This is a genomic window from Chitinophaga rhizophila (genome assembly GCF_019492185.1).
Taxonomy (GTDB): Bacteria; Bacteroidota; Bacteroidia; order Chitinophagales; family Chitinophagaceae; genus Chitinophaga; species Chitinophaga rhizophila.
This window is the reverse complement of record NZ_JAICCF010000002.1, coordinates 935,738-962,051: the sequence shown is the minus strand read 5'-3', so window position 1 is coordinate 962,051 and position 26,314 is coordinate 935,738. Positions and strand designations below refer to the sequence as shown.

Below are 26,314 nucleotides of genomic sequence, written 5' to 3'. Positions count from 1 at the left end.
AGTATGGGATTCCATAAAATTATACTTGATATCAGTATCCCCTTGTTCGATGAACTGGCAGCAGGATCAGACTTTGAATCAGTGGCTAAAGGCAGGATCGGTAATCACCTGGTAAGTACTGGAGAACAGGGTATACCTGTTGTGCGGACCACCACCCAATACAATATACCCGCTAATGATTTTTCCACTCAGCATCATAAGATAGTGGCTTATATCAATGAAGCAGTAAGCAGGGAGGGGCTGTCAGCTATACCGCTGCTGCAATTCAATAATGCGTTGATAGAGGTCTATGATGAGACCTATTGGAAGATGAATTATCATTCAGATCAGTGTCTGGACATCGAAGATGATACATATATAGGGGTGTTTTCATGTTATGAACATCCTGATGCCTTAACGGCACAACATATGCGAAAGCTGAAGATGAAAGACAAGGCGACCGGCGACGAGTCTGAATATGCGCTGACACATCATTCTGTCATATTATTTTCGACAGCGACGAATAAGCAATTCCAGCATAAAATAGTGCTGGATGCTGCTCCGAATCCTAAGTCTACAGTACCTGACAACCGGTGGTTAGGTATTACATTCAGGGTATCAAAGACATACCTCCGGTTTAAGGACGGTTTGCCCTGCTTCACTGATGGGAGCCAACTGATATTAGCAGATAAAGAACAGGCGTCAATATTTTATAAGCTGAGAGGACAGGAGAATAGTAGTCTTGACTTTGAGTATCCTCCGCTGAACTTTACAGTTAACCCGGCAGATCTTATGTTGCCGGTTAAGCGTTAGTGAAAGATAAGCGCATTTCATGATCAAGTGATATTTAACGGATGGTGAAATGCGCTTATCAATATTGATTGTTAGTGCTTTAGTGCAATAAAAATATTGACTTCAGCATTTTCCATATCCTTTGCCCTCTCGTCATATACTTCAAAATCGGCAGTGAAAGCTCTTGGAATTTCGCTGTTCCATATAGTTGTCCAGGTATTAAATACCGATCCCTGCATGATGTTCCCTTTAGCAACATATTTGTCATAAGTAGCATCATTGATTGTTATACCAACCATTCCTTCCGGAATAACTTCCAGTGTTGATACTTTGCAGCCCAGTACGGTAGTATAAGGCCGGGTATGATCCTTCTCGTAGTCTGTATAAATGCAGTAGAGCGCGTCGTCTGTTTTGTCAGGTATATTTGCAGATATACCTTCGGTAAAGAATCTGTTCCACAAGGCCGGAATATCTTTCGTTGCCTGTCCGTTCTCATTGGTTGTTCTTACCTGTATGCCGATAACATAGAATTGTTTGATGGTTTCCTTATTCATCATATTGTATAGATTGTTATGAGTCACGAATTTCCATTACCGGTGTGACAACCCTATGTCAGCAGGGAAAGAATTTTCCGGTAAGTTGCTAATAATAGTGTGCCTCCTTTTAACAGCAGGTGACCTATCTTTGCAGACAGTAAACTTTTTATAATGGAAGATACTAGGGGATTACTCGAAAAGATCAGGCATCATGACAAGGTGTGTATTGCGCTGAATGAGCATTGTGCTATTGCACTACCCGAGGACGTCATGCAGGTGTTGCTCAAGCCTCACCGGCTTTCCTTTTATTATTTCCAGTATATAGAACAGGGTGCTTCGAGCTTTAAGGCAGATCTGAAGGAGTATACTGTAAATGATGGCCAGCTTGCCTTCGGCTTGCCTAATCAGATTATTACTAAATATCCGTATGATAAAGACATGCGGCAATATTCCCTTTCTTTTGACGAAAACACCTTGACCTTGTTGCCCGGATCGTATCCATTTCTGGTGAATCCGTTTAATGTGAATACTATTTCGTTTGATGTACCTGCCAGGCAAAGGGTAAAGAATCTTTTCTCCGGCCTGTTTCAGTTGTTACATGCACCTGGTAAACAAAAAAAGGCGGAGGTTATCCTGGCACATTTGCATACCCTGCTGACGGAGTTTAACACTGCTTACTTTGAGCAGTATCATAGTCCGGAGCTGATTCCTAATACCAGACTATCCAAATATATTGCTTTTAAGCTGGCTGTGGATACAAACCTTAGTGAGCAACATGACGTACAAAGCATTGCTGAAAAGCTGGCTTTAAACTCCAGTACGCTGTACGGTATTGTAAAGGAGTTTGCAGGAGTCTCGCCTAAGGAATGGATCATTAACCGTATTATGACAGAGGCACAGCGTAAACTACAGTATTCTTCTATTTCTGTAAAGGAGCTGGCATATGATCTTGGCTTTACCGACCCGGGTTACTTCTCTCGTCTGTTTAAGAAAACCACCGGTAAGTCGGTTAGCAGATACGTAGCTGAGCTGCGTGATTTGTCCCAGAATTAAACCGATTTATCCCTGTCGTCTGCTACCTGGCTAATTAGCTTTGCTTCATCACTTAAACAGGGAAATATATGAAGTCAGCATTAGTTACAGGAGCCAACAAAGGCATTGGCTATGAGGTAGCAAAGATCCTTGCTCAGAAAGGCTTCTTTGTTTATTTAGGCAGTCGGAGTCTTGATAAAGGGACTGCAGCCGTGGAAAGGTTAAAAGCTGAAGGACATAACAATATAGCGGCCGTCCAGTTGGATGTCACTGATCAGCAATCCGTAGATGCATCAAGGAAGACTATCGGTGAACAAATAGATACCTTAGATGTACTGATTAACAATGCTGGTATAGCCGGCGGATTTGAGCAGTCAGCTCTTACCTCCACCACAGATGTGTATAAGACAGTTTATGAGACTAATCTCTTTGGCGTTGTGCGGGTAACACAGGCATTTATTGATATGCTGCAGAAATCGCCAGAGCCACGAATTGTGAATGTAAGCACCAGCATGGCGTCACTATCATTAGCAGCAGACATCTACAATGACAATTATCCACAGCGGTATGTAGTGTATCAATCATCAAAGTCTGCACTAAATATGTACACTATCAATCTGGCATATGAGCTGCGCAATACTCCTTTTAAGGTGAATGCAGTTTGTCCTGGCTGGACGCAAACTGACTTTACGGGGCTTCAGGGTACAAGTACACCTGAGCAGGCCGGACAACGTATTGCTAAGTATGCGTTGATAGGGCAGGATGGACCCACAGGAAAGTACTTTAGCGAGGAGTACTTTGCAGCGCCTTCGACCTGCCCGTGGTAACGGTGCATATCCTGGTTACAGACGATGGCTTTCTGATAAGATCGGAACGCCATCGTCTGTAATCAGGATATTTGCCTTACATAATTCCACAGAAAAAAAAATATTTGGATTTGTTTATTTTTTATTACTTTAGAATTACCGCCAAAATCTGAACAAATCAATTAAAGAAGATAAAGCATAGCATTAAGTCAACCCTAATTCGTATTGTATTGTAACCTTTCTGTTCATATGCCCTAATGACTATGCCAATTGACCTAATATTTCAAAACATCTGAGCTTAATTCAACTGTGAATACATGATATAATGGTTCATGTTTACAGCATTGTTATGCATGTAATCCACAGAATTGTTAACCATTTGAGAACAGATAAGAATGCCTGGAAGTATTGTGCCTATATCAAGGGACCTGAAAAGTGCGTCTGATAACTTATGGATTATTGAGATCTTCCAACCAAAGATCTGCATATTCATAGCGTTGTTACATGTATTCTCGCCACTTTTATTATCTGCGCAGCAACAGCATCGGCTGATAGTATCAGTAATGGATCAGCGTGATTCCATCAGGATTACTAATGTCGCAATCACACTTGTGGGAGCTGCGGGCAATGCAATCAGCACAGGTATTACAGATAAAGAAGGCTTTTGCGCCCTTGATGCAACAGGCGCTACCAGAATCTATTGCAAAATAGCGGGTTATAGTAACTATAATGCTGATCTGCCGCCTTCCCGGGTTGATACGCTGATATGTTGGATTTCGAAAAATACGGTCAGCTTAAAGTCTGTTGAGATCTTTGAGAAGCAGGTTATCAGCGACGTCGGTAAACTGGTGTACAAGGTCCGGCAGGATCAGTTTTCAAGAGGACAAAGCAGCACTGAGCTACTGAGGAAATTACCTGGTGTAATTGTAGTTGGAGAGCAGATCAAACTCCACGGGCAAACAGGCGTATTGATACTGATTGACGGAAAAGGTGAGCATAGAACTACAAGACAGCAACAGGCAATACTTGCTTCTCTGACTGCGGATCAGCTGGATAAAGTCGAAATCATGACGATGCCTTCAGCCCGATATGATGCAGGTATAAATGCTGTCATTAACATCATAACAAAGAAGGAAAGGGGTAATTCCAATATCAGGGCTACATACTCACAGCCCTTCTATATGACAGCTAACAACGCTGGATTCGGGTATCACTCAGGAGCAGGCGCAGCTAATTTAAACCTGAAGATCCGTAGGGTTAGCTGCACCTGGATCATGAGTACAGAAAACACTCTGAATACGACACAGTCAGCAGGATGGTTTGCTACTGATAAGGGATTCAGATATAATGATCTACGTAAATCAGATGTTGCGGCCTTTAGAATCACGCAGGACCTCAATCTTGACTATACTATTAACAGTAGATCAAGTGTGGGCCTTAATGTAAACATGCGTCAGGCACCATCCAGCATCAGTAATACAACTGAGCGTTACATCTTCCCAAAGGATTCTGTTACGGAAATTAATAACATGAATACCAGGAAGCAACATACTTTTCAAAGTACTATCAACTATAAGTATATACTGGACACAGCTAAGAAAAGTACGTTATGTTTCAGTGGTACATGGTCTGCCAGCCCGGATGACAGTAGGAATGTGCTATATCGTCAAACTGATGCAAGTAGTCGTTCTCTCATGCAGAATATCATTAACAGTCATACTGATATTTTCTCCGCTACTGTCATCTTCACCGACGTTATCAAAACAAAACATCTTAGTACCGAGTTTGGCATTAAATCTAATCAGCTTCGGAACAATACTAACCAGCAATATGACAGTAGTGTCTTATCTGACTTTCATTATAATGAACAGATTAATAGCGCTTTTTTCAGCGCCAGATGGAAATTTGGCAAGTGGCGTATGGCTACCGAATTAAGAGGGGAGCAGTTGCAGTCTAAAGCCCAGTACCAGGAGACTGCGGCTACTGATGAATACATTCGCAGGGATTATTGGAAATTATATCCTAATCTCTTGCTACAATATGATGTGAACAAGGAACTGGAAGTCAGCGTTGGATATACTAAAAGAGTCAGGCGTCCATTCATGGGAGACATGAATCCGACACGGCGTACTACCAATGCATTGATGACCCAGGAGGGTAGTATAGATTTTATGCCATCTTTTGTGAACAGGGTAGAAGGTCAACTGCTTTATAAGCAGTCAGCAGTTACGTTGCGTTACGAGAGTTTGAACAACCGAAGAGTGTTTGTACCCACAGATGATCCGTTTGAGTATAAGGCTATAAATATGACGCGATTCGAGTCATTCGGCATTTCGATGAACCAGTCGGTACAAATTTTAAAAAACTTTACTTCCAACATCACAGTAGATTATTTCTACTCCCGGTATTTACAACCCGGATCCTTTAACACCAGTACAAACCTCTTCGAGGTAAGCATGGATAATGAATGGACGATAGACAAGAAAACAAGGCTGCTGATATCAGCTTATTACAATGCAAGGATGTATCTGGAATATAGCATGTATAATCAGTTACTGTCCACATCCTGCACAGTTAAGCGCATATTATTAAAAAACAAGCTTTTCCTCCAGTTGTCCGTGTCAGATCCCTTTGGAGTGGAGAAAGTAAGATCGCGTAGTATATATCCTAATCAGTCGATGTCAGTAGACGCAGTGACTAACAACCGGCGGTTTTCTTTACAGTTGTTATATAGCTTTCCTTTCGGACATAAGGTCAAGTTACAAAGTTACCGTACAAAGAATGAGGGTGAGATAAGAGGATATTGATCAGAAGTAAGTAATCAATTTTCTATCATGAAATACAAATATAATGTCAACCTACTCTGCCTGTTAATATTGGCAGCGACCACCTATTGTGCCTGTAAATCACATGCAAATACGCAGGAGCCTGAAGATGTGGTTACGGCCTGGATCGGAAAAACGATTAGTTTCCCTCCTTCTGCACTTTGCCAGGAGCTGGGAGAAATCGTGCCCTGTAAAAGCAGTGCTGATAAGAAGTATAAGATCCTGGTTTATACTGATTCGATTGGTTGTGTAAGTTGTAATCTGCGTATAGATGAGTGGAAGCGTTTTGAGCGGGAGCTGGATAGTTCTATTGCACAGCATGTTGATTTCCAGTTTTACTTCTTTCCTAAAAAGAATAGTAACCTGGCGGATCTCTTTAAGCGGGAAAACTTTAGAAAGGTGGTACACATTGATCAGGAAGATACTTTGAACAAACTGAATGATTTGCCGAAAGATATGCAATATCAGTGCTTCTTACTGGATCAGAACGATAAAGTATTGCTGGTAGGTAATCCGACACTAAATACCAGCATATGGGACCTTTATGTCAAAACTATCAAAAAATAAAAGGAGGTATTATGTCGTAGCTAACTAACCACAAACATCGCTTTATCTGTTGAAAAGATAGACACAGATCATCCCCATTTATTAATCAAAATCAAATTCTAAAATCATGAAAAAAGGAATCTTCTCTTTAGCATTTGCTGTAATAGCTATTATCTTAATTGCAGCTTTCTCCCTTCGCTCAGAAAAAACAACTGCTTCCGCCAGCGCTACTGCTAACATTCAGGCATTGGCGCCAGTGGATCAAGTACCTGGATATACCGGCCCAAGACCACAGGGTGGACATTGCGAGTCAAGAAACAACCACGCTTGCGGCGACTCAGATTCTCCTGAATTACCAGAAACACCAGAAGTTTCAAAATAATTGTATCTAATACAGAAGAGGATCAGGGAGAGCCTGGTTCTCTTCTTTTATATATCTATCTCAATAAATTGTCCAGGTATGAAAATATTGTTGTCCCTGTTATTTGTTGTGTTACTTGTTATTGGATGTGCCTCGGAAAAAGTAAAAACATCACTTGATATACCTTCAGAGCATATTGCCCTTGCAGCGTTTAATGAGCAGGTAACCGGTGGATTGCCTTCAGCATTCGTTAAGAGGAAAAGATACATAAATCTGGAGATGCACAAAGACCAGAATTATGTAAATATTGTTGACAAGATAATCAATACGCACAGTAGGATCTATGTGCTGGATAAGCGGGGCAAAACACTGGCAGCATTCGATTCTACAGGAAAATACCTGACAAAGATTGATAGCCGTACCAGGGAGTTCTCTAATATAGCTGACTTTGATGTAGATAAATTCGGCTCAGTCTACCTCGTAGATGGCAGAGCTAACCGGGTTCTGCACTATTCTGATGCTTTTAATCTGATGTCGTTTAAAATAGCACCTTTTGATATTGATGTGATTGATTGTCTGCCAGACGGTGGTTTCTTATTTGGATTATCATCCTGGAATGAGCGTGATAATAAACACCATAAGTTAATCAGGACCAACGGTTTTCTGGAAGCGGTCAACACGTTTCTTTATTATGATGATTTCGTTGATCATAACTTCTGGATCACCGGCTACAGGTTTTTGAAAACAGATAAAGAGACCTTTTATAATAAGCCGCTGGACAATGAAGTATATACCTTTTCACCCGCAGGTGATGTAAAGAAGCGGTATACTTTTGATTTCGGTAAAATGAATGTACCACAGGAAGACAAGAAAGAGATAGATACAAAAGTCAGCCGTTACGATAGTTACCGGCTACTTTCCGAATTTACTTTTGTCAACGAACAATATGCGCTGGGCCGCTTGTGGGATAAACGCAAGTTCAGGTTCTTCTATGCAGACCGGAACAAACGGGAGCTATATCTGGAGGATTTATCTGCCACCAATGAATTAAGTCATATTATGGACTTTGATGGTAGGCGGCTACTTACGGTAATCTATCCCGGAGAGTACAATGAAAATGGCTTTAAAGAGCTGTCTGACGATGCAAGGGGGCATCTGAAGGCCGGAGGGCTTGTGTTATGTGAATATGAAATGAATGCTGAATAGCCAGAGTCTGCCAGTTAACTTAGACCTTGGTATACATCATACATCTTTACCGATTGAGGCCGGAATGAGTATAATGTCTTTCCATAAGAAAGGGGGAGTACCGTGATACCCCCCTTAACTAACGCCAGCCTAAACCCGGTGCTACATGCTCCAGGATGGAGGACAGGATATGTACGTTGTAGTCAACTCCTAGTGTATTGGGTATTGTGAGCAGCAGCGTATCCGCTTCCTGGATAGCTTCATCCTGCGCCAGCTCTTTTATCAGCTGATCAGGTTCTCCGGCATAGCTTCTTCCGAAGATGGCACGTTTATCACTTTCAATCATGCCTATTTTGTCGCTTTTATCCATTTGCTGCCCAAAGAACAACCTATCCTGATCGTTCATCAGTGCAAAAATGGATCTACTTACAGACACCCTCGGCGCGCGTTGATGGCCGGCCTTTTTCCATGCGTCCTTATACAGCCTGATTTGTTCTGCTTGCTGGATATGGAATGGTTTGCCACTTTCGTCAAATTTAAGGGTAGAGCTTTGAAGATACATACCATTTTCAGCTGCCCATACAGCGGTTGCGTTGGACGCAGCACCCCACCATATTCTATCTCGTAGCCCCTCGGAGTAAGGTTCTAATCGCAACAGGCCTGGTGGATTAGGAAACATGGGATATGGGTTAGGTTGTGCAAAGCCAACTCCCTTAAGTCTTTCTAAAAACTGCAATGCTTTTTTACGCCCCATATCTGCGTCAGTATCACCTTCTTCCGGCTCGTAACCGAAATAACGCCATCCATCAATGACCTGTTCGGGCGATCCTCTGCTGATTCCTAATTGCAATCGCCCTCCTGATATCAGGTCTGCAGCACCGGCATCTTCCACCATATAAAGGGGATTTTCATAGCGCATGTCAATAACGCCTGTTCCAATCTCTATCTTGCTGGTTTTAGCCCCGATAGCAGAAAGTAAAGGGAATGGCGATGCTAACTGAGCTGCAAAATGATGTACCCGAAAATATGCGCCATCTAACCCGATCTCCTCAGCCGCGACAGCCAGATCAATAGACTGAAGCAGTGTATCGGCCGCTGTACGGGTTTTGTAGGCTGGATGATTAGACCAATGTCCGAATGATAAAAATCCTATTTTCTTCATACGTCTTTTTTCAATGTATAATAGCCAACCTAAAGGTAGGTGTTGCGCCTGACAATTGCATATTAGACGGTAGTCTTCTGTGCAATGTTAAACTAACAGTGTTAAATCCTGTACATAATATCTGAACGCAGCACATACTTTATACCAGACGACAGCAGTGCACCTTCATGCCTTAATGGATGATGGAATATCAAAGCGGATCCAGTTTGCGGACGGATAATTTCCCCTGAAGCAAATATTGTTTCCCCGCCGACATAATCCTCATTCAGATAAATCATAAAAGTATACTGACTCTGTTCGTAAGGATCTCTCTTGAAAGAGCCATCTTTGTGCATTTTAAAGCGTTGTCCGGCACTGTATTTATAGAAGCGGAACAGTTCATTCAGCCCACAAGCATATTCCCCGGATTTGCCTTCAGGAGCAAATGTCTTCAGGCGCTCCCATATCAAGGCAGCATACATCTCATCCTTGAATAATACTCTCTCGTTGTTTCTTACGCTTTTAAGTAGACGTTGCTGGCCGCCTCCGACGTCAACTGTGGCTTCTTCATAACCTATTGCTTCGCTTTTGCTGATCAGGCCTGCGCATTCATCGGGGGATAGGAAATTACTGATAGTAAGTATGTCCTGGGTATAAACGATCTTTTCCATAATCAGTTGGATTAGGTATAACTTATCATTACAAATATAAGGTGTATATGCAGTTTGCTGGATAACTTACTAAGTCATTATTGCTTAAATTTATAAACACCATTGAATATAAACTTTAGTATAGCATGAAGAAGATCACGGAATCATTAACTGAGTTTTATAAACATAAATTTAATGGCCTGGCTGAAGAACTCCAGACGAAATTCGGGCATTTCAATGTCTTCCGTATTGAGGAATGGGTGAATGCCGGTTCACATTATCCGGCTTATATCAGGAGAGATTTCTACAAGATTATGTTATTCAGTGGTACCAATGTCTTTCATTACGGAGATAAAAGCATTCCGGTAAGCGGCAATACATTGCTATTTTTTAATCCTAAAACGCCCTATACTTCTGAACCACTTTCTGCAGCTTCCAGGGGGTACTATTGTATATTTGACGACGAGTTTTTTAGGGTCAATCACCGTCTTAATCTGAACGACCTGCCTTTATTCAAGTCATCTTCCAGGCCGGTTTTCTCCTTGACTGATGATCAATCTGCAGCCGTACAGTTAGTTTTTGAAAAGATGCTTCAAGAGGCAAGCTCTGACTACATCTATAAATACGAACTCATTAAAAACTATGTCAGTGAACTGATCTATTCGGCTATAAAGCTTCAACCTTCCGTGCAGGAGCTTTCAAGTCATAATGCCGGCTCCCGCATCTATGCCGTATTCCTTGAGCTGTTAGAACGCCAGTTTCCTATTACGGCTACTTCGCAGCGCTTTGCATTCCGGTCTCCTAAGATCATTGCTGATAGCCTCGCAGTGCATGTTAATCATCTCAACCGTGCAATAAAAAGCATTTCTGGCCGTACCACTACAGACCACATAACGGAACGACTGATCAGCGAAGCTAAAACATTACTGAATCATACGGATTGGAATATAGGAGAGATCAGTTATGTACTTGGTTTCGAGAATCAGGCGCAGTTTAATGTCTTCTTTAAAAAGCATACCCGTACTAGTCCCACTTCATTCCGAAAGGTTTCTATTTGACAAAGATCTGTTTGATATCGATAAATAAATCATTGCTGTCTGTGATAGCTTTGCATAAAAACAGTATAGTCATGGAAAGGAATATTGCAAAGGAAACATCAAACAAAGAAATTGTGAAAAGCGCCCTGGCCGAAGCCGCACAGGACTTTACTTTATTTTTCAACAATCTGTTTGTAGAGGACGTAGTCTGGACGATTGCTGGCCACGGACCCGTTGCTGGTACTTATCATGGAATGAGCCATTTGTTCAAAGATGCGGAAGAAGCGCTGTTTCAGCGACTGGCCCAACCCCTGGTTGTTGAAACTGTAGGTGTCTGGTCTGACGGTGATGAGGTATTTGCAAGGATCAAAAGTGCAAGTGTGGCTATTGACGGTCAACCTTACAGAAATGAATACATGTACATTATGACAATCAAAGATGGCAAAGTTATATCAGGCATAGAATGGCTCGACCTTGATGCTTATTATAATATCGTCAATCGCATAACGCTTTAGACATGCTTTAATCTGTAAGAGCGCCTTATGGTTATTAGTCCGGTGGCATTACCCATCACATAAAAAAAGCTTTCAGTATAGCTGAAGGCTCTTTTTATGCGTAGCATAGAAGTACTTTCAGCCTGTCAGAGATGTATCACTTATCCCATGCTAACTATTCATACTGCCAATCATTGTCGTAATTGACACCTGCTTTGGTTGTCAGATAAAACATTGACTACAATAAAAAAGCCCACGCCAGGCGTGAGCTTTTTATTTATTTAGCGGGCTGCAAGGGACAACTTTCGAACCGGTTTGATCGGGATCTATTTCAAATTCTGACTTTCATTAATTTTATTAAACTGCACGTTTCTAACTCTCGGTGTAGTAAAACTTAATCCTATTAGTGTCCTCTTTTTTCGCAAAAAAGCTACCTTAACTTTTGAATCCGCAATTAAAAACTCATCCGCGCTAATAGGGACCAAAACATACTTATCTTTTGAGTAACGGGTAATGATAAGCTTTCCTTCGCTGAGAGATATTTCTAATGCTGCTTCTACTTGTTGTGAATAGTATTTACCAGTGTATTCGTTCAGCTCCTTAGCCGGTATTATTGGACTATCTTTTTTTACAGGTGTAGGTGAGGGAGTCGGTTCTGGATTAAAGTTTTCCTTGCCGGTACCGGGTGCTTTTTTCACCAGTAAGTCCCGAAGCTCAGCTGTCCCGTCTCCTTTTTCGTCGAACTCGGATGTATTTGAAAGCCAGGCAATCGAAAGCTTCGACAAAGGGTAATATTCGAGCAAGGCCCGGTATGCGGCAGTTGCACCATCATGACTGAACAACTCTTGACCGTTATAAGTCAAAATCCGTAAGCCTGCTGAATAATTGTTCTTTATGCCACTATTTAAAGGTACCGTTTCCAGCTGGCGAGATAGCAAAGAAGGCCCGCCAGGTTTGCCAGAAAAACAATAAACATTCCATTTCAATAAATCTTCCGCTGTTGTTAACAGACCTCCGTTACCATACACATTTTCATTGGGCATATCCGTGAAATAGCCTTTCTCGTTCTTTGAATATGCTATGGCCCTCCAGGGAACTATTGCCCTGACGTCCGTTCTCCAGCTTGAGTGAGTCATTCCGGCAGGAGAAAAAATATATTTTTTAGTGAACGCTGCCAAGCTTTCTCCGCTTACCCTCTCTACGATCATAGCCAGCAGCACATAATTTGAATTACTGTACATGAACTCTTCACCTGGGTTATGGTTCAGATCAGGCTGACGGGCCACGATGTTTAGTACATCTGGATTCGAATAGACCTTAGTTCCTCGGGGCCAATCCGAAAGCGCCACCAAACTACCCCAGTCTTTAAGTCCGCTGGTATGGTGGAGCATTTGGCTTAAACTTATTGGCACACCATAATCGGGTAATTCCGGCAGATAACGGTGCACCTCATCAGAAAGTTTTAGCATTCCCTGCTGCTCGAGCAGTAAAACTGCGGCCGCGGTAAACTGCTTTGATACCGAACCCGCCTCAATCACAGATTCCTTGCTCATCACTACCTGACGCTCTAAATCCGCCATTCCCCACGCTTGTGAGAAAAGGATTTTTCCATCCCGGCTTACTGCCAGCTGACCACCCGGGCTTGGGGACTGGTATCGACTGAATATTCTTTCAATAATTTTAACTGTATCAGCAAGGCTTTGCCCATGCAGGTGAACCGCAGATATTACCAGCCAGAGTAAAAGTAAAATTCTTCTAAGTACCACGCGCAAAAAGGGGGATTTATTAACACGTTTTATGACTGGTCAATTATACAAAATCTTCTGCTGTTGAACAGCCTTAAAGTTTATTTTTATCACACGCGTGTTACAAATGTCATTAACAAAGTGTAACTAAATCGGGTGGACTGACATGAAGTAATTGAAGTTTGTTCGCTAATTATGAACAACAACCTCATGAACTTTCTCCAATTGGATTAATTCTTTGTGCAGATAAGAATGATGAATTAGTTGAACTGTCAGAACTTGATTCGGCGGGTATACATGTTGCACAATATCTTCTTGAATTGCCATCAAAAGAATTACTGAAACAAAAGTTACACATGGCAATACAGTTAGCACAACAGAGAATAAGGGAAATAAATGCTTAGATGGCTAATTACATATCTTAAAGCAACTGATTTCGAATGCTGATGTTGTTGACAACAAATATCTTAGATATTCATCAAAATAGATTTAAATAGTAAGACCCGCTCATAGAGCGGGTCTTACTATTCTGCGGGCTACCGGGGACAAGTTTCGAACCGATTTGTAGAGGATTTGTCTGAAATAAATGCATATTTCAGTGAAATTATTTATTGAAACTGTTATTGGAAATGAATTATTCGATGGCTTGTATTCAGAAGATAATGATAGATTGACTAATGCATATAATTAAGCATTTGGTGTAATTCCCGTTTTTTTTACAATGTGTCGAGGTGAAATTAAAATAAAACTGTTTATGTTAATCTAATCGAATAACTACGTATATCTCCGAATGATGTCTATTAATAGACATTATTTCAGTATTTTACTTTTTGAATCCCAAATTAGAAAACCATGGAATCTGTAGTTAATGAACTATATGAAATAATTAAAGATCACCGTAGCGATATAGGATTTATGACCACTGAGCGAATTTATGACTGGATTAAACAATTTGAAAAAGAGGATCAAGAGCTTATATTAAACGAGACCCTACACATAATGAAACAACGATATATATCTAAAGAAAGCGGTATTCAACATATAAAAGGGATAATTAATTATTTGAAGCAAAAAGAACCATTTGAGAATGTGAAGGAACTTATAAGTAATTCATATTTCATAGACAACCAAAGCGAAGGAAAAAGTCAAAAACTTTTACTTAATTTTCTAGATGACGTATTACAAAAAGATTATAACACAAGCTTAAGGGAATGTAATAGTACCAATCCTAAATATGTAATATACCTAGACGACTTCTTATGTACTGGGGAGACAGCCATTAAGGGGTTAGCGGACGAAGAGAGTGGATGGTTTAATGCATTACATAATAATGGCGGAACAAATTTTGAAAATTTCAAAGCTTCAAAGTCCCAACTAGTATTAGCATATTTGGCAGCTCATAACAAATGTATATCTAAATTTACCACAAGGCTTTATAAATGCTTAGGAGAAAAAAATGTAGGATCAATTCTATATGTATGGAATAATCGTTTTTTAATTGATAATGATGGCACTGAAGGGGAGCTCAATTTTCTTTATCCCACCGCAGATATTATAGATGAAGAAATCCTAGCATGTCAAAAGGAAATAGAAGATAAAATTCACGATAGAGGATATAAAAAAACAGAAAATATTCAGTATAGAAAACCAGATAATCCGGCTGAAGAAAAGTTTTTTTCTAATTCTGAAAATAGAAATCGGTATGAATTAATTATTCTAAAAAAGTGCATAGAACTATATAATAAAATACCTAAAGAAAATAAAAGAGCTCGTCCGCTAGGATATGGCCAATATACAGACATGAGTTTAGGATTTGGTACACTAATCTTCAGTTGGCGCAATGTTCCGTTTAACACTCCTTTATGTTTTTGGTATAATGCCCATGGATTTTCTCCGTTATTCCTTAGAGAACATACTTAAATTGGAATAACTTAATGCAATAAACAAAGTCATGAAGTATAACATAAAGGATTCAGAATTAAGATCATACAATAAAGATGATAGTTGCATCTTTAAGAAAAATAATGATGCCTATGGAGCATTATCAAATATGTCAACAAAGTTTCCCCTAATTGTAAATAACATAAAAATTAAAACTTCAGAAGCCCTTTATCAAGCTTGCAAATTTCCACATAATACAGAATTACAAAGGGAAATAATTCAAGAAAAAAGCCCGATGAAAGTGAAAATGCTAAGTAAGGCACATAAACTTCAATGTAGATCTGATTGGGATTCTGTAAGGCTTAAGATAATGAGATGGTGTATTCAATTAAAACTAATTCAAAATTTTGTTACGTTTGGAGAAGAACTCCATCTTACAGGAACAAAAGCAATAGTTGAAAATTCTTCGAATGATAATTTCTGGGGGGCGATTCCTGATAAAAATGAAATGATTTTTACAGGACAGAATGCTTTAGGAAGGCTTTTGATGGAACTTCGTCAAAAATTATACAGTCGTAATTGGATTGAACTATTTGTGTTGGCTCCGCCAGAAATTGACAATTTCGTCATCTATAAAGAACCTATTTGCATTATTGATGAGAGATTAACATTAATCCATTCATTACTTAATTATTGGGAAATTCTTGATAAGAATTATGGATCAAAAGAACTCACGCCCAAATGGAAAGGTTTTCCTCGTGATCTGAAAGCCAACATTTTAGGGGAAAATATATTTGATATTCATCATACACTTTTTCGTAATACGGATGAATAATAAATAATTATTAGCTAAAGAAGTCACTCCTTATTGCTTTGTATAGTCAGGAGTTACATTGTAAAGTTTATAGTTTACAATATATTATAGTCTCGGAATTGTGGTTGTTGATTGTCCATGGTACTATATTCAAAGTTAAAAAATATCAGCAGCATATCACAGCCGCCGTACCCAGCAGGCATCGTTTCGTTCGGCTCCGCTCCGCCTCACCTCACTTCAGCATGATATCGGTATTCCTTAATAGTTAATATAACTACGGATTGAACCATAACCCCATTCTTAGATATACTTATTAGCCTAGATAGTTAGGGAGTTCAGCTATCCAACCGACAACAATCTGTGTTATTTCTTCTCCCTTGGGCTGCTTATCGTCAAAGAGGTCTTTTTTAAACCAACAGTCTGTTTCACGATCATAATGGGAGACATAATTAAAAACATATTCGCCATGTTCAAATGGTTTCCTAATACTTACAACGTAGTTTCCTGATTCTTCTGGTTTTTGTCCAGGGTATGGCATCCAATTCACGATAGTTCGATTTGTGTTGTATATTGTCTATGTGTACGAATTACTAATAAAAATGCATTAAACAATAATGTTTTGTGTCTAATTTAAATTAGGTGAAAACATGTAAGTCAAGAATTAAAGAAAATAGTATAAATACAAAGAAAATATTAATTCTCTTTTTTCTTTACCATTTTCCAGTAGTCTTCATTTATTTCAATCGAAGAGTTTTTATTGTTTAGTTTGCTTGCACCTGAAAGCTTTAATCTCTCTTCCAGAGAAAGAGAAAGAAATGGAAAAGAATTAAGTTCTCTTGTAGTATGTTTTTTATGTGATTTTTTTTTACTCATAAGACGTTAATAATCTATCGATTATGCTTTCGGCGTCCGTGATTGTGAGATTGCTCTTACATCCTTCTTGAATCTTCTGCGTATTTCCTGACGCAACAATGGTTTTCATGGAGATTAGTTCATACTGTGAATTTGCTAATTTTTTTAGACTTATACTAATTTTTCTTTGTCCATCATCTTTATTCCAATTAAAACTATCTTGCGATTCCGAGTAATTCCAGTCTAGTAATTCATTTATCTCGCTTAGTTCATTTGTCAATTCCAAAACTGTTTGATGACGATCTTCAGGTTTAAGAGATAAGGCTTTTTTGATAATTTTTCTTAACTTCTTTGGAATATGTATTTTAAAAGATGAACGATCAGGAAATTTACCATTTGTTATTGCAAATTTCTTGTCGTCTCTGTCGGGAAATAGAGCTAGTTGATCATAAAAATGTTTGTTACCATTACAAAGACGATACAAGGTTAAGCCAGCTGAATATATATCATATAACATACTATGTTTGGACGTCTTAAAGTATTCAGGAGGTAAATGCTTATAATAAGCTTGATCCAATTCTGACAATCCAAAAATATCCATAGCTTTGGCTAGTCCAAAATCGGATACTAAAGCAGTATTGTTATCAGATATTAAAATATTGTCAGGTTTAATATCAAAATGAATTAATTTCTTGGAATGTATATTGTTTAAACCTGAGAGGAATTGAATACTATAACGCAGAATTTCCCTAACTGTTAAAAATCTACTATCGATTAAATCTTTTAGAGAGCCCTTTGAGTAATATGGCATCCCTAAATATATATAATCGTTGTCCATTGAGGCAAACTTTATTGGTACTACATGTTGATGTTCTGATTCGTTTAATATTCTCGCTTCGACAAAAAATTCGTTTGGATTAGGGATTTTGCTTTTTGCCACTCTTTTTACCGCTATTATGCAATTGAGCTGAATATCTGTTGCCTTAAAGACCTCGGAATTTTTTCCATTTTTCCCAATTTCGCATATAGGGGAGAATCCCAAACTTGTGGATGTAACTGTTGTGGTCATTGTTATATGTTTAGACTTGCTATCGATACTAAGATTGCTTCTCGTTGATTTGGCTTAAATGAATCCAGTTCAATATTTCGGTAAGATGCTTTTTTATCATTTACCAATTTTTTAAATTGAACTTTTTCTATTTGAAGCTTAGGAAACATGGTACTAATTTCCGCGGCAAGATATTTTTCAATTGTGGAGCTGCTTAAAAGTTCTTGAAGAACTGCTTCAAATGAAATTCTCTCAATGTTTACGTTTGATGAGGAGCTTTCGATCGTTCTTATCCCAGCTCTGATAATATGGAACTCTAGAATAAGATCTTTTACGGTAGTTCTAAGGAAATTTAGTTTTTCAGGAAATATTAGTGAAAGAGGCAATTTAATGTGCTCAACCGCCAATAATTGTAATCCGTTGTCTTGTAAACATGTGATAGCGTAAGTAATTTCTGTCGGTGTAGCTCTAAAGCCTATTGCGTTCATGTGATGCCATTTTTATGAAATTTATAATGTTGATATCAAAGTAAAATTAGTCTGTTGGTTTATTTGGATGCAAATTCAAGTAATTGTCTTATTTAAGGATCAGGACTTCGTCTTCCGTGAACCATTGATATTGGATGACGTTTCTTTTCAAGTTTTCAGGTAGGTTTGTATAAGCCACAATAGCGAGACTATCGCATGCCCTACTGCATGCAACATAAAACAATCTTTTCGTTCTATCTACCGCAGTATCTTTACCTTCTTCCTCATTTTTTTTATCTGTGGAAGTGGGATCTTTTGTTCCAAATAATTTGTCGTAGGAGAAGATGAAACCGCGAGCCTCTTCATCGTCTATAACAACCATCACTCTTGGGAACTCTAAGCCCTTGACGCCTTGATGTGTGCCGAATTTTGAATCTTCAGCAAGGTATTGGCTATATTTAACTACCTGACTATATGGGCAAGTAAGGGCTTGTTGCCAAGCAAGGAGTGTATCAGTTGAAGACTGTTCTTCCTCTTCATTGGAATCATTTATATCAATGGCTCCAATTTTTTCTCGGTATTTATGTTTCTCAACAAGCGGATATATTACTTCAGGAATGGGAAAAAGGTTTGACGCATAAATGTTTTCTAAAATGGATATTAAAGTTGGATCATTTTCGTCATTCCAAAGAGTAAGAAGACTTATGATTGCTTCATTGGCTTTTAGAAGATTCTTTTCTTGTTCTTTTATTTTTACTAGCTCCTCTCGGGCAAGCAACTTAGAATATTCTTTTACAATACGCATTTGTGCAAAGCGATCTGACTGGTCAAATGCATTTTTTAGTGGTATAATGATTTTAATGAAAAAATTAGCGGGGGCAAGTGATCCATCTAAAAGGCCGGTACTCGTTTTATCATTATGATATAGTGGTTCAAAGAAATCAAAGAAACCTAATCGTTGTGCAGCCATGTGATGTTCAAGAATTAATGTTTTCACTCCACTTGAGCTTAAATCCCAAAGTTCATCATTGGTTATACGGATCATTTCTCTTGATGCGTTATTTTCTGCTTGAATTTTAGATATACCGCGATCAACAATAAAAAGGCGAACTACCCCCTCTGACTTTTCTGTACGTGGATATTGCTCTTTTTTATCTACTGATTTACGTATGTCGTTTACAAGCGCAATTATTCTTTTACTGGATCGGTGGTTCATTTTCTTTTCAGGTAGGACCCAATCATTTGGTAACTGGTTACCAAGATTTTCTTTTCCATCCATATAGATTCTTTGCATTGTGTCTCCGAATAGTCCCAATGTAAATCTATTCTTGTTTGCTTCCTGTAACTGGAAAAGAGCTTCAATAAGTTCTTTTTTAGTATCTTGGCTCTCATCAACAAGAATGATTGGGAAACGGCTGATTGTTATATCCTGCATGAGCGCCTTATTTTGTATAAGATGTGCAGTAATGCTTATGACTTCACTATGATTCAATGATTCTTTAGATGTATTGTCCCCATTTGGATTATATGTGAAGCTAGAGATGTTGGGGAGGTATAAGAGTCTTCTTTTTTTTGACTCAATCTGTTTTGCTCTTAAGATTGATGTCTTATTATTGGGATTGCGACTACGAGCTTGTTCAGCTTCTAGTTTGACTATGTCATTCTGTAGGTTCTGTTCTAACCATTCTTTAATATCCTTTGTAAAGTTTTGTATAAGTTGCCAGCTAAAACTGTGTATTGTAGACACCCAAAATATAGGATTGGCTTTGAGACGATGTATGATTTCCTCCGATGCGGCATTTGTATAAGTAATAACGGCTACTTTACGCCTAGTTAATCTTAGGCTTTGTCCAAATTCCTTTTCAAAAATTTCAAGTACATTAACTAAGGATCGAGTTTTACCAGAACCTGCGCCTGCAAATAAAAAAAAACTTTTAGGGGATTGGAGATCAAGGCATCGAAAAATCTGTTCATCAACTAGGCTGTCTATATCGTTAGTGTACATTTGTAAATTATTTAGATTTTGTACTTATATTTTTGGGAGTTTCAGCTGGTAAAAGGAGTTTTTCTAACCATGATAAACCTTCCTCAATGTAAGTTGGTGTTTTTAATGTCTTAGGATGTTCAAAGAAAAAAAGCTCTAATGCGAATTCTGCCTTTTTTGCATTTTTTTGAGTGATAGCTTCATATAGTAGTTTAGCCGATGTTTTTGTATCTTCTTGCTGGGCTGCTTCGACCATCTTATTCAATAATCCAGATGATTTGTGTAACTCTTTAAATAAATTCCTATTAGTCATTACTAAGGAATCCTCAAATGTATATGGATAGACCTCTTCAGTAGAGTTTTCCCGTTTTGTAGATATAGTTGTCTGATAAGCAACTCTTATGGGAAGATCTTCAAATTGTTTCTGATCAAAAGAAAGAGTAATTAGTTCATCAAAGTCTTCGATCCCTGGTATCCAATTTTTGATTGTATCATTACCGCTTTTGTAACCTTTTCCTTTTTCTGGTTGACATTTAGTAGTGCCATTAACAGTATCTAAGTCTGTGATAATTAAGGTTATCAAACCAAGTTTTTCAATTAATGGTCTGAGACGATGTGCATGGCTACCACCGATCTCTAGTATAGATAGATAGCAGTTATAGAGTAAAGTATGATTTTTTATAAAATATGGGATGAGCATGCGTTCTGCTGGTCCTTCGACCAGAATCACAGCATCTGCAAAGAACAGGTCACAATGGGTAGTCTTCAGATATCGTATTGTAAATCGTGTAGTTTCATCATCGGTTCCAAATGTCTCAGATAGATTTATTACAGTAGAAGTAGTCATTTCAATGGCGCTACTACGTTGGCGCTTAAAATATCTCAATGATGAAAAATCGGTTTCATGAGCGATGTGATTGGAATGTGTGCTTATAATGAGTTGAGTTTCGAATTTGGAATCCTTGCCTAAATTTATATGTGTTCTGAGAACTTCATACGCTTTTCTAATAAAGACTTGTTGCACTTGCGCGTGCAAGTGTGCCTCCGGTTCTTCTATGAGAACTAAGTGTAAAGGTTCAAAGTAGTATGTATCAGAATCTGATAGACCTATTTTCGCGATTTTTCCAACTTGCATCCACTCATCACGGAAACGTATAAGTTTGAAAATTATGGATATTAAGTTTTGATAGCCCAGACCATTATATCTTTCTGGCAGAGATAAGTTGTCTCCAAGTGAATACAAGACTGCCGATTCATGATTAAGTCCATCTAAACTGCTGAATTTAGTTGAGAGAGTTATTTTTGGATTTCCAAACCCTGGATAATTAAGCATTGCTAATTCACTCAAGGGTGCCTGGAAATTTGTATTTACGTTTTCGTCGAAAATTCTTTTTGTCTCGTTAATAGCATTCAGTGCTTTAACATCATTTTCTGTTGGGCTGATTGTGGGGTTTAGGTGTCGATCGTAGTAGCTTCGCAATTGATTAGAGAGATTTTTAAACCCAGATATTGATTCTCCTTCTGTATTAATATCAGAAAATCCCCTTTGAGCATTAATAATGTCTACCTTTATAAGTCCTGCGAGAGGATCACCTTTCAACTCTTCGATAGATGAAGGTAATTCTTGGAAACTGGCATATTGATCGGGATCTAATAGATAAGTCTTAAGTTTGAAATAGCTATTAAGATTTCCTTTTTCGTCTAAGAATGCCCATAAACTTTTAGGCCAAATTTTAAATTTGTCGTCTTGTATCGGTGGATTCTCTAGTCGCCTAGCAGCATTAAATCCTTCAGTAAAGTCTCTACATAACTTCTCAATATTATCTGGTTCAAAACGTATACGAATACCTAAAAGACCAGTTTTCCAATCTAAAGTAGGGATTAGGTGATGAATATAATGTAGTTCATATGATTTTATATTTAACCAAATATCAAGTGATGGAACACTATCTTTCCATGGCGAAAAAGATAGATCGATCTCTTTTTCTGTTTGCCGAATCCAGCTTTCCCCAATTTTGTCAATGTCATGCCAATTGGAAAGGGTAAAATCTCTTGTTGAAAACCCTTTTCTTAATTTTAAGAACAGTATTAATGCGTCCATCGCGGATGTTTTCCCGCTATTGTTAGCTCCAACAAATAAAGTTTGATTCGTTGCTATGTCTATCCGGCAATCCTTTAGCTTTCTAAAATTGCGGATATGTACAGAACTGATGTTCATTGAGGTGGGATTGTTAGTTAGATAAGGTGATTGTGAAAATACAAGCGGCTTAATATTGCTACATGACAGATTATATGATCTATTTGTCTTTCATTTTTCAAACATTCATTTAAACTAGATGGTGTAGTATTAATGTATCATACTTGTTTTGAGAACTTAAGATAAAGGTTGAAACACTGAAATATCTATGGAACTAATGCCAACAATAGTTATTACTTATCCACTAATTGGGGCCAATATTAGTTCAAGATTTTAATATTTACTTGTTTGGATGAGTCGGGCTATCTCAGAATAAATCTTTGGCTAATTACTCACAAGTAGTTCGCAAACCTTCACATCCAAAATTTCAGCAATTTTAAATAACGTTTCAACAGTCGGCTGATTCCTATTCGTACACCATTTAGAGACTGCAGTAGAGCTGACCTCTAACTGTTCTGCTAACCAAATATTGGTCTTTTCTTTTTCTAATAGCACAATTTTGATTCTATTATATTTTTTCTTGGAACCAGTCATTCTGCAACTAACGAAAAAAGATACAAAGTGCTAACATTCAGTATTATAACAGTAACTTAAAGTTTAATTAGTGATTTTAAGTTATTTTATTTGACTTGTGATGCGTTAAAATGATTTAAAGAGATGCTCATATATAGCTCATAGAGATTCTAAAATATTAATTTCAAAGCGTATTTGCTTTATCTCGCTCCTGAAAACTACGACCTTTTGGAGATGGCGGGAAATAAGGTAGATCGCTCACGTTTTCCTTATTATATTTAAGGTCAAGACGTGGGCGTCCTTATTCGCCATCGGGGTGTCGTAGCCCTTCAGGAACGATAGGGACTAACCCACGTCTTTTTTTATTCTCCTGGTTAGTTCTCAAAGCAGTCCTTTTATTTTTCCACTATTACTTACTGCTATGAAATACGAGAGTAACCAGCTCATTTCTTTATCTGAAGAGAAACTCTTCCTCACACTGAGGAAAATCGCCCAGTACTTAATGCAGATGCTTTATTTATATGCATTTGATATCAGCGAATTGGAATTAACAGAATCGGTTACCCAAAGAACCTCCCATATCATAAGTTTACTTCTAGGGAGTGATCAGGACATCTCTCCATAGAATATGAGCCTTATTAAGACTATAACATTAATAGTCCATCATTCATGATGAACTATGTCTTATGATAGGATGATTCATTATCATCTTGCAATTAACTCTGTTATAAACCACTCAACAAATGAAACACGTTGCTTTCTCAAGCACAGCATTTGCGACTCAAAATCTCAATGTAATGGAGACCGCTGATCCTTATTCTGTGATTTATGAGTTATTTGATTTCGCGGAGCTTTCGCGTATCCGCGAATACCACTGGGAGTATTTAAAGTCAACTGTAACTGGTAGTTTCAATAAGGAGCTTAGTAGGCGGGAACGAAGTATGCTTGTCTTTTATCATGAGAAGCTTGGAAAACTAGTAGAAGCTACTCATATTATTAACGAGCAATATAAGATTCTCAGGCGATTTCGGTTAGGATACCATGATTTACAAGATATTTTGACTAATCCTGTCAAATCGGTAAATGAGAAGATAATTGATCTGATAATAATGATAGTCAGGCCAGAAAGAATTTACAAAGTAGATGGTCGCACGAACGATCCTGAAGACCTTCGTGCAGTCCGTAGCTATCTAGTTGTTTTAGCATCAGATAAGATGTTCTGTGATAAGTGGAAGATATTTATCGAATCGGCATGTGTGGGATTAGGTTCAGTCCTTGTGTCATTTATAGAAAACTCGGAATTAATCAAAATACTAAGCTTAGGACATAGCTTCTATTCCCAATTTTGTGTTCCGGAAAACTGTCTCTACGAATGTGATGCCCGACCTGAGAATACATCTACTCCGGAAAATGCTGTTAGTATCCATGAGACACCGATACTTAAAGTTCACTTATTGTAGTCGTCCTTTTTACATTGTTAAAATAGCCTTGTATGTTAATAGTCGATATTTCAAATCTACCTCCGCATCAAGCAAGTCAAAATACGTTGCACACATTCATGGGAATGCTTGCTCATGAAATGAAAACTTCAATATCTGGTATCTGTATGGCAACCAATATGCTTTTGCAAGACAAGTTAGGAGCCAGGGACAACAAGTTTTACTTGTCCAGTATTAATGCGATGGGCCTTGATGTATTGCACATTTTAAATAACATGATGTCATCTTCGATGGTCAACGCGGGAAAGTTGGAGATTAAACCGATTCTTTCGCCTATCCATATTAAAAAATGGCTCAAGTCCTACATTGATCAGCATAATAGGCTTGTCAAGTCTAAGTTAATAAGCATTAAGCTGACTTTCAATCGTAAGGTTCCTGAGTACTTAACAACAGACCCTATAAAGCTCGCACAAATATTGAAAAACCTTCTAGACAACGCTTTTCAATATTCTCCGGTGGGCGGCAGAATATCTGTTTTTGTAGGTTGTGTCGGGGAATCCGGTATGTTTTTCATGGTTACAGATCAAGGAACAGGCATATCTCCTGATAAAATTCACTTATTGTTTGAACCATTCCAGTCTTTTAATAACGGATTTACCGGTACTGGACTCGGATTGTACATAAGTAAATTATACGCACAAGCACTGGGTGGTGATCTTACGCTTGCAAGTAGCGATAACAATGGCACCTCATTTTTTCTGCGAATAGTTAATCAATCCAATAAATAAAAAAGGACATCCCCATTTTAAAACATCAATTCCCCTGATATGCTAACAGAATTCCAGCATCTATCAAAACCGCAAGTAGCTCAATTAGTAGCGCTTATTCAGAAGATAGTAAAAGCTGTTCATCCTAACAAGATAATTTGTTATGGAGCAGGTATGAATACTACTTCTCAGTGGAATAGTTTTATGAAGGACAACAAATGCATGACTAAAGAAAGACCAGCTTATGATTTGTTAATCATAACCAATAATGATGAGAAACAATTAGATCATGAGATTATTGAAAGTGCGGAAATACAAGCTACAAAAGTAGGCTGTGATGTGACATCCCTTGTGCAGTCATTAAATCAGGCGAATAGGGCACTAGAAAATGGTAACCGTTTCATTTCTACAGTATATCGTAATGGAGTACTCTTGTATGATTCGGATAAGTTGCCATTAGCAGCGCCACCTGCGGAACCTGAGATAAATGTTCTAATTGATACCATTACTAATGACTGGAGAAAAGGCTTTGAGTTGGCTCAATGCTTTTTTAAAAAGGCAATTTATTGTTATGAGAACGCATGGTATGAGCAGACTACATTTGATCTACACCAGGCAACGCAGCATGCTTGTATGTGTATGCTTAGGATGTATTCTGGTTATCGTTCCAATACACATAATCTATCCCGTCTTTTATCCTTGATTAAAAACTTCTCGCCTGCACCAAGCGATATTTTTCCTTGTACAACAAAGGAAGAGATAGGTATTTACAATACTCTTAATAAGGCGTATTCCGATGCGCGTTACAATGAGAATTATCAGGTGACAGCTGAGAAAGCCCAGTTATTAATTGGCAGGGTAAGGGCTCTTTTATCCATCGCACAACAATTATATCAGGAAAGATTGCTCTGTCTAAAATCAGATTTGGCCATCCAGCTACCAGTAAGCGATCTTAATGTAGCCGTCTAATGCAATCCGAAGGAGCCGCCATTCTAATTCGAATGTCTACAAATAAGAAATGATGTTATTTTAACACGTTTTTAAATGCAGTTAAATGGCGATCGATAATCCTTGATTAGTCTTCAACTACTTTTTAATGGATGTCGACTTTCCGGCAACTAGTTTTGAATAGGTTAGTTACAGCATTTTTTATTCTCATTGGATCTCTTTTAATAGAAAACCGTACATAAATCAGCTCTTTTTTTCCCTTTTGTGACAATTCG

25 protein-coding genes are annotated in these 26,314 nt (G+C 38.3%); 14 read left to right on the top strand and 11 right to left on the bottom strand.

The window, feature by feature from the left end; genetic code table 11:
• The first annotated feature begins 3 nt into the window (after window positions 1–3).
• Entirely contained in the window at window positions 4–792 is a 789-nt protein-coding gene (locus tag K1Y79_RS12895; RefSeq protein WP_220250451.1) for a hypothetical protein, read from the top strand.
• A 71-nt stretch (window positions 793–863) separates the two neighbouring features.
• On the opposite strand, the gene K1Y79_RS12890 is transcribed toward K1Y79_RS12895, so the two are convergent.
• Window positions 864–1,328 carry a GyrI-like domain-containing protein gene (locus K1Y79_RS12890; protein WP_236059585.1) on the bottom strand — a complete coding sequence of 155 codons (465 nt, stop codon included), beginning with the start codon at window positions 1,326–1,328 and terminating at the stop codon, window positions 864–866.
• Between the two features lie 150 nt (window positions 1,329–1,478).
• Between K1Y79_RS12890 and K1Y79_RS12885 the strand changes: the two genes are divergently transcribed.
• The 6 genes from K1Y79_RS12885 (at window position 1,479) to K1Y79_RS12860 (ending at window position 8,083) form a co-directional block, all read left to right on the top strand.
• Complete coding sequence (locus K1Y79_RS12885) at window positions 1,479–2,360, top strand: helix-turn-helix domain-containing protein (protein ID WP_220250449.1); 882 nt, start codon at window positions 1,479–1,481, stop codon at window positions 2,358–2,360.
• 68 nt (window positions 2,361–2,428) lie between these two features.
• Window positions 2,429–3,166 carry an SDR family oxidoreductase gene (locus K1Y79_RS12880; RefSeq protein ID WP_220250448.1) on the top strand — a complete coding sequence of 246 codons (738 nt, stop codon included), beginning with the start codon at window positions 2,429–2,431 and terminating at the stop codon, window positions 3,164–3,166.
• Window positions 3,167–3,540: 374 nt separating this feature from the next.
• Window positions 3,541–5,952 (top strand): outer membrane beta-barrel protein, encoded by a 2,412-nt coding sequence (locus K1Y79_RS12875; RefSeq protein WP_220250446.1) that lies wholly within the window; start codon window positions 3,541–3,543, stop codon window positions 5,950–5,952.
• Window positions 5,953–5,979: 27 nt separating this feature from the next.
• Window positions 5,980–6,537: a hypothetical protein gene (locus K1Y79_RS12870; protein WP_220250444.1), complete on the top strand. Its 558-nt coding sequence runs from the start codon at window positions 5,980–5,982 to the stop codon at window positions 6,535–6,537.
• A 106-nt stretch (window positions 6,538–6,643) separates the two neighbouring features.
• The gene (locus tag K1Y79_RS12865; protein ID WP_220250442.1) at window positions 6,644–6,898 is read left to right on the top strand and encodes a hypothetical protein; all 255 of its coding nucleotides are present in this window, start codon (window positions 6,644–6,646) and stop codon (window positions 6,896–6,898) included.
• A gap of 78 nt (window positions 6,899–6,976) precedes the next feature.
• Window positions 6,977–8,083, top strand: a complete 1,107-nt coding sequence (locus tag K1Y79_RS12860; RefSeq protein ID WP_220250441.1) for a 6-bladed beta-propeller — start codon at window positions 6,977–6,979, stop codon at window positions 8,081–8,083.
• 118 nt (window positions 8,084–8,201) lie between these two features.
• Here the strand turns inward: K1Y79_RS12860 and K1Y79_RS12855 are convergent, their stop codons facing one another.
• Together K1Y79_RS12855 and K1Y79_RS12850 are read right to left on the bottom strand one after the other, a co-directional pair.
• Window positions 8,202–9,224, bottom strand: coding sequence for an LLM class flavin-dependent oxidoreductase (locus tag K1Y79_RS12855; protein ID WP_220250440.1), 1,023 nt, complete (start codon window positions 9,222–9,224; stop codon window positions 8,202–8,204).
• Between the two features lie 101 nt (window positions 9,225–9,325).
• A complete protein-coding gene (locus K1Y79_RS12850) occupies window positions 9,326–9,874 on the bottom strand; it encodes a 2OG-Fe(II) oxygenase (protein ID WP_220250439.1) in 549 nt (182 codons plus the stop codon).
• 125 nt (window positions 9,875–9,999) lie between these two features.
• On the opposite strand from K1Y79_RS12850, the gene K1Y79_RS12845 reads away from it, so the two are divergent.
• Together K1Y79_RS12845 and K1Y79_RS12840 are read left to right on the top strand one after the other, a co-directional pair.
• Window positions 10,000–10,911: a helix-turn-helix domain-containing protein gene (locus tag K1Y79_RS12845; RefSeq protein ID WP_220250438.1), complete on the top strand. Its 912-nt coding sequence runs from the start codon at window positions 10,000–10,002 to the stop codon at window positions 10,909–10,911.
• 71 nt (window positions 10,912–10,982) lie between these two features.
• The gene (locus K1Y79_RS12840; RefSeq protein WP_220250436.1) at window positions 10,983–11,405 is read left to right on the top strand and encodes a nuclear transport factor 2 family protein; all 423 of its coding nucleotides are present in this window, start codon (window positions 10,983–10,985) and stop codon (window positions 11,403–11,405) included.
• Between the two features lie 305 nt (window positions 11,406–11,710).
• Here the strand turns inward: K1Y79_RS12840 and K1Y79_RS12835 are convergent, their stop codons facing one another.
• Entirely contained in the window at window positions 11,711–13,150 is a 1,440-nt protein-coding gene (locus K1Y79_RS12835) for a serine hydrolase domain-containing protein (RefSeq protein WP_317197486.1), read from the bottom strand.
• An 831-nt stretch (window positions 13,151–13,981) separates the two neighbouring features.
• Here K1Y79_RS12835 and K1Y79_RS12830 point away from each other — a divergent pair.
• Complete coding sequence (locus K1Y79_RS12830; RefSeq protein WP_220250433.1) at window positions 13,982–15,049, top strand: phosphoribosyltransferase-like protein; 1,068 nt, start codon at window positions 13,982–13,984, stop codon at window positions 15,047–15,049.
• Between the two features lie 31 nt (window positions 15,050–15,080).
• Window positions 15,081–15,845, top strand: coding sequence for an NADAR family protein (locus tag K1Y79_RS12825; protein WP_220250432.1), 765 nt, complete (start codon window positions 15,081–15,083; stop codon window positions 15,843–15,845).
• A 292-nt stretch (window positions 15,846–16,137) separates the two neighbouring features.
• On the opposite strand, the gene K1Y79_RS12820 is transcribed toward K1Y79_RS12825, so the two are convergent.
• From K1Y79_RS12820 to K1Y79_RS12790, 7 genes are all read right to left on the bottom strand, one after another.
• Window positions 16,138–16,371 carry a hypothetical protein gene (locus tag K1Y79_RS12820; RefSeq protein WP_220250431.1) on the bottom strand — a complete coding sequence of 78 codons (234 nt, stop codon included), beginning with the start codon at window positions 16,369–16,371 and terminating at the stop codon, window positions 16,138–16,140.
• Window positions 16,372–16,517: 146 nt separating this feature from the next.
• Window positions 16,518–16,697, bottom strand: a complete 180-nt coding sequence (locus K1Y79_RS12815) for a hypothetical protein (RefSeq protein ID WP_220250430.1) — start codon at window positions 16,695–16,697, stop codon at window positions 16,518–16,520.
• On the bottom strand, window positions 16,690–17,745 hold the full coding sequence (locus tag K1Y79_RS12810) for a serine/threonine-protein kinase (protein ID WP_220250429.1): 1,056 nt from the start codon (window positions 17,743–17,745) through the stop codon (window positions 16,690–16,692). The genes K1Y79_RS12815 and K1Y79_RS12810 overlap by 8 nt, the downstream gene beginning before the upstream one ends.
• A gap of 2 nt (window positions 17,746–17,747) precedes the next feature.
• Window positions 17,748–18,212: a hypothetical protein gene (locus K1Y79_RS12805; protein ID WP_220250427.1), complete on the bottom strand. Its 465-nt coding sequence runs from the start codon at window positions 18,210–18,212 to the stop codon at window positions 17,748–17,750.
• A gap of 88 nt (window positions 18,213–18,300) precedes the next feature.
• The gene (locus tag K1Y79_RS12800) at window positions 18,301–20,196 is read right to left on the bottom strand and encodes a UvrD-helicase domain-containing protein (protein WP_220250426.1); all 1,896 of its coding nucleotides are present in this window, start codon (window positions 20,194–20,196) and stop codon (window positions 18,301–18,303) included.
• A 7-nt stretch (window positions 20,197–20,203) separates the two neighbouring features.
• Entirely contained in the window at window positions 20,204–22,393 is a 2,190-nt protein-coding gene (locus tag K1Y79_RS12795; protein ID WP_220250425.1) for an ATP-dependent endonuclease, read from the bottom strand.
• 303 nt (window positions 22,394–22,696) lie between these two features.
• Window positions 22,697–22,906 carry a helix-turn-helix transcriptional regulator gene (locus tag K1Y79_RS12790; protein WP_220250424.1) on the bottom strand — a complete coding sequence of 70 codons (210 nt, stop codon included), beginning with the start codon at window positions 22,904–22,906 and terminating at the stop codon, window positions 22,697–22,699.
• 722 nt (window positions 22,907–23,628) lie between these two features.
• On the opposite strand from K1Y79_RS12790, the gene K1Y79_RS12785 reads away from it, so the two are divergent.
• From K1Y79_RS12785 to K1Y79_RS12775, 3 genes are read left to right on the top strand one after another with little or no spacing between them, the layout of a single operon-like run.
• Window positions 23,629–24,345, top strand: coding sequence for a hypothetical protein (locus K1Y79_RS12785; protein WP_220250423.1), 717 nt, complete (start codon window positions 23,629–23,631; stop codon window positions 24,343–24,345).
• 32 nt (window positions 24,346–24,377) lie between these two features.
• A complete protein-coding gene (locus K1Y79_RS12780; protein ID WP_220250422.1) occupies window positions 24,378–25,112 on the top strand; it encodes a sensor histidine kinase in 735 nt (244 codons plus the stop codon).
• 39 nt (window positions 25,113–25,151) lie between these two features.
• A complete protein-coding gene (locus K1Y79_RS12775) occupies window positions 25,152–26,060 on the top strand; it encodes a HEPN domain-containing protein (RefSeq protein ID WP_220250421.1) in 909 nt (302 codons plus the stop codon).
• Window positions 26,061–26,314: the final 254 nt, after the last annotated feature.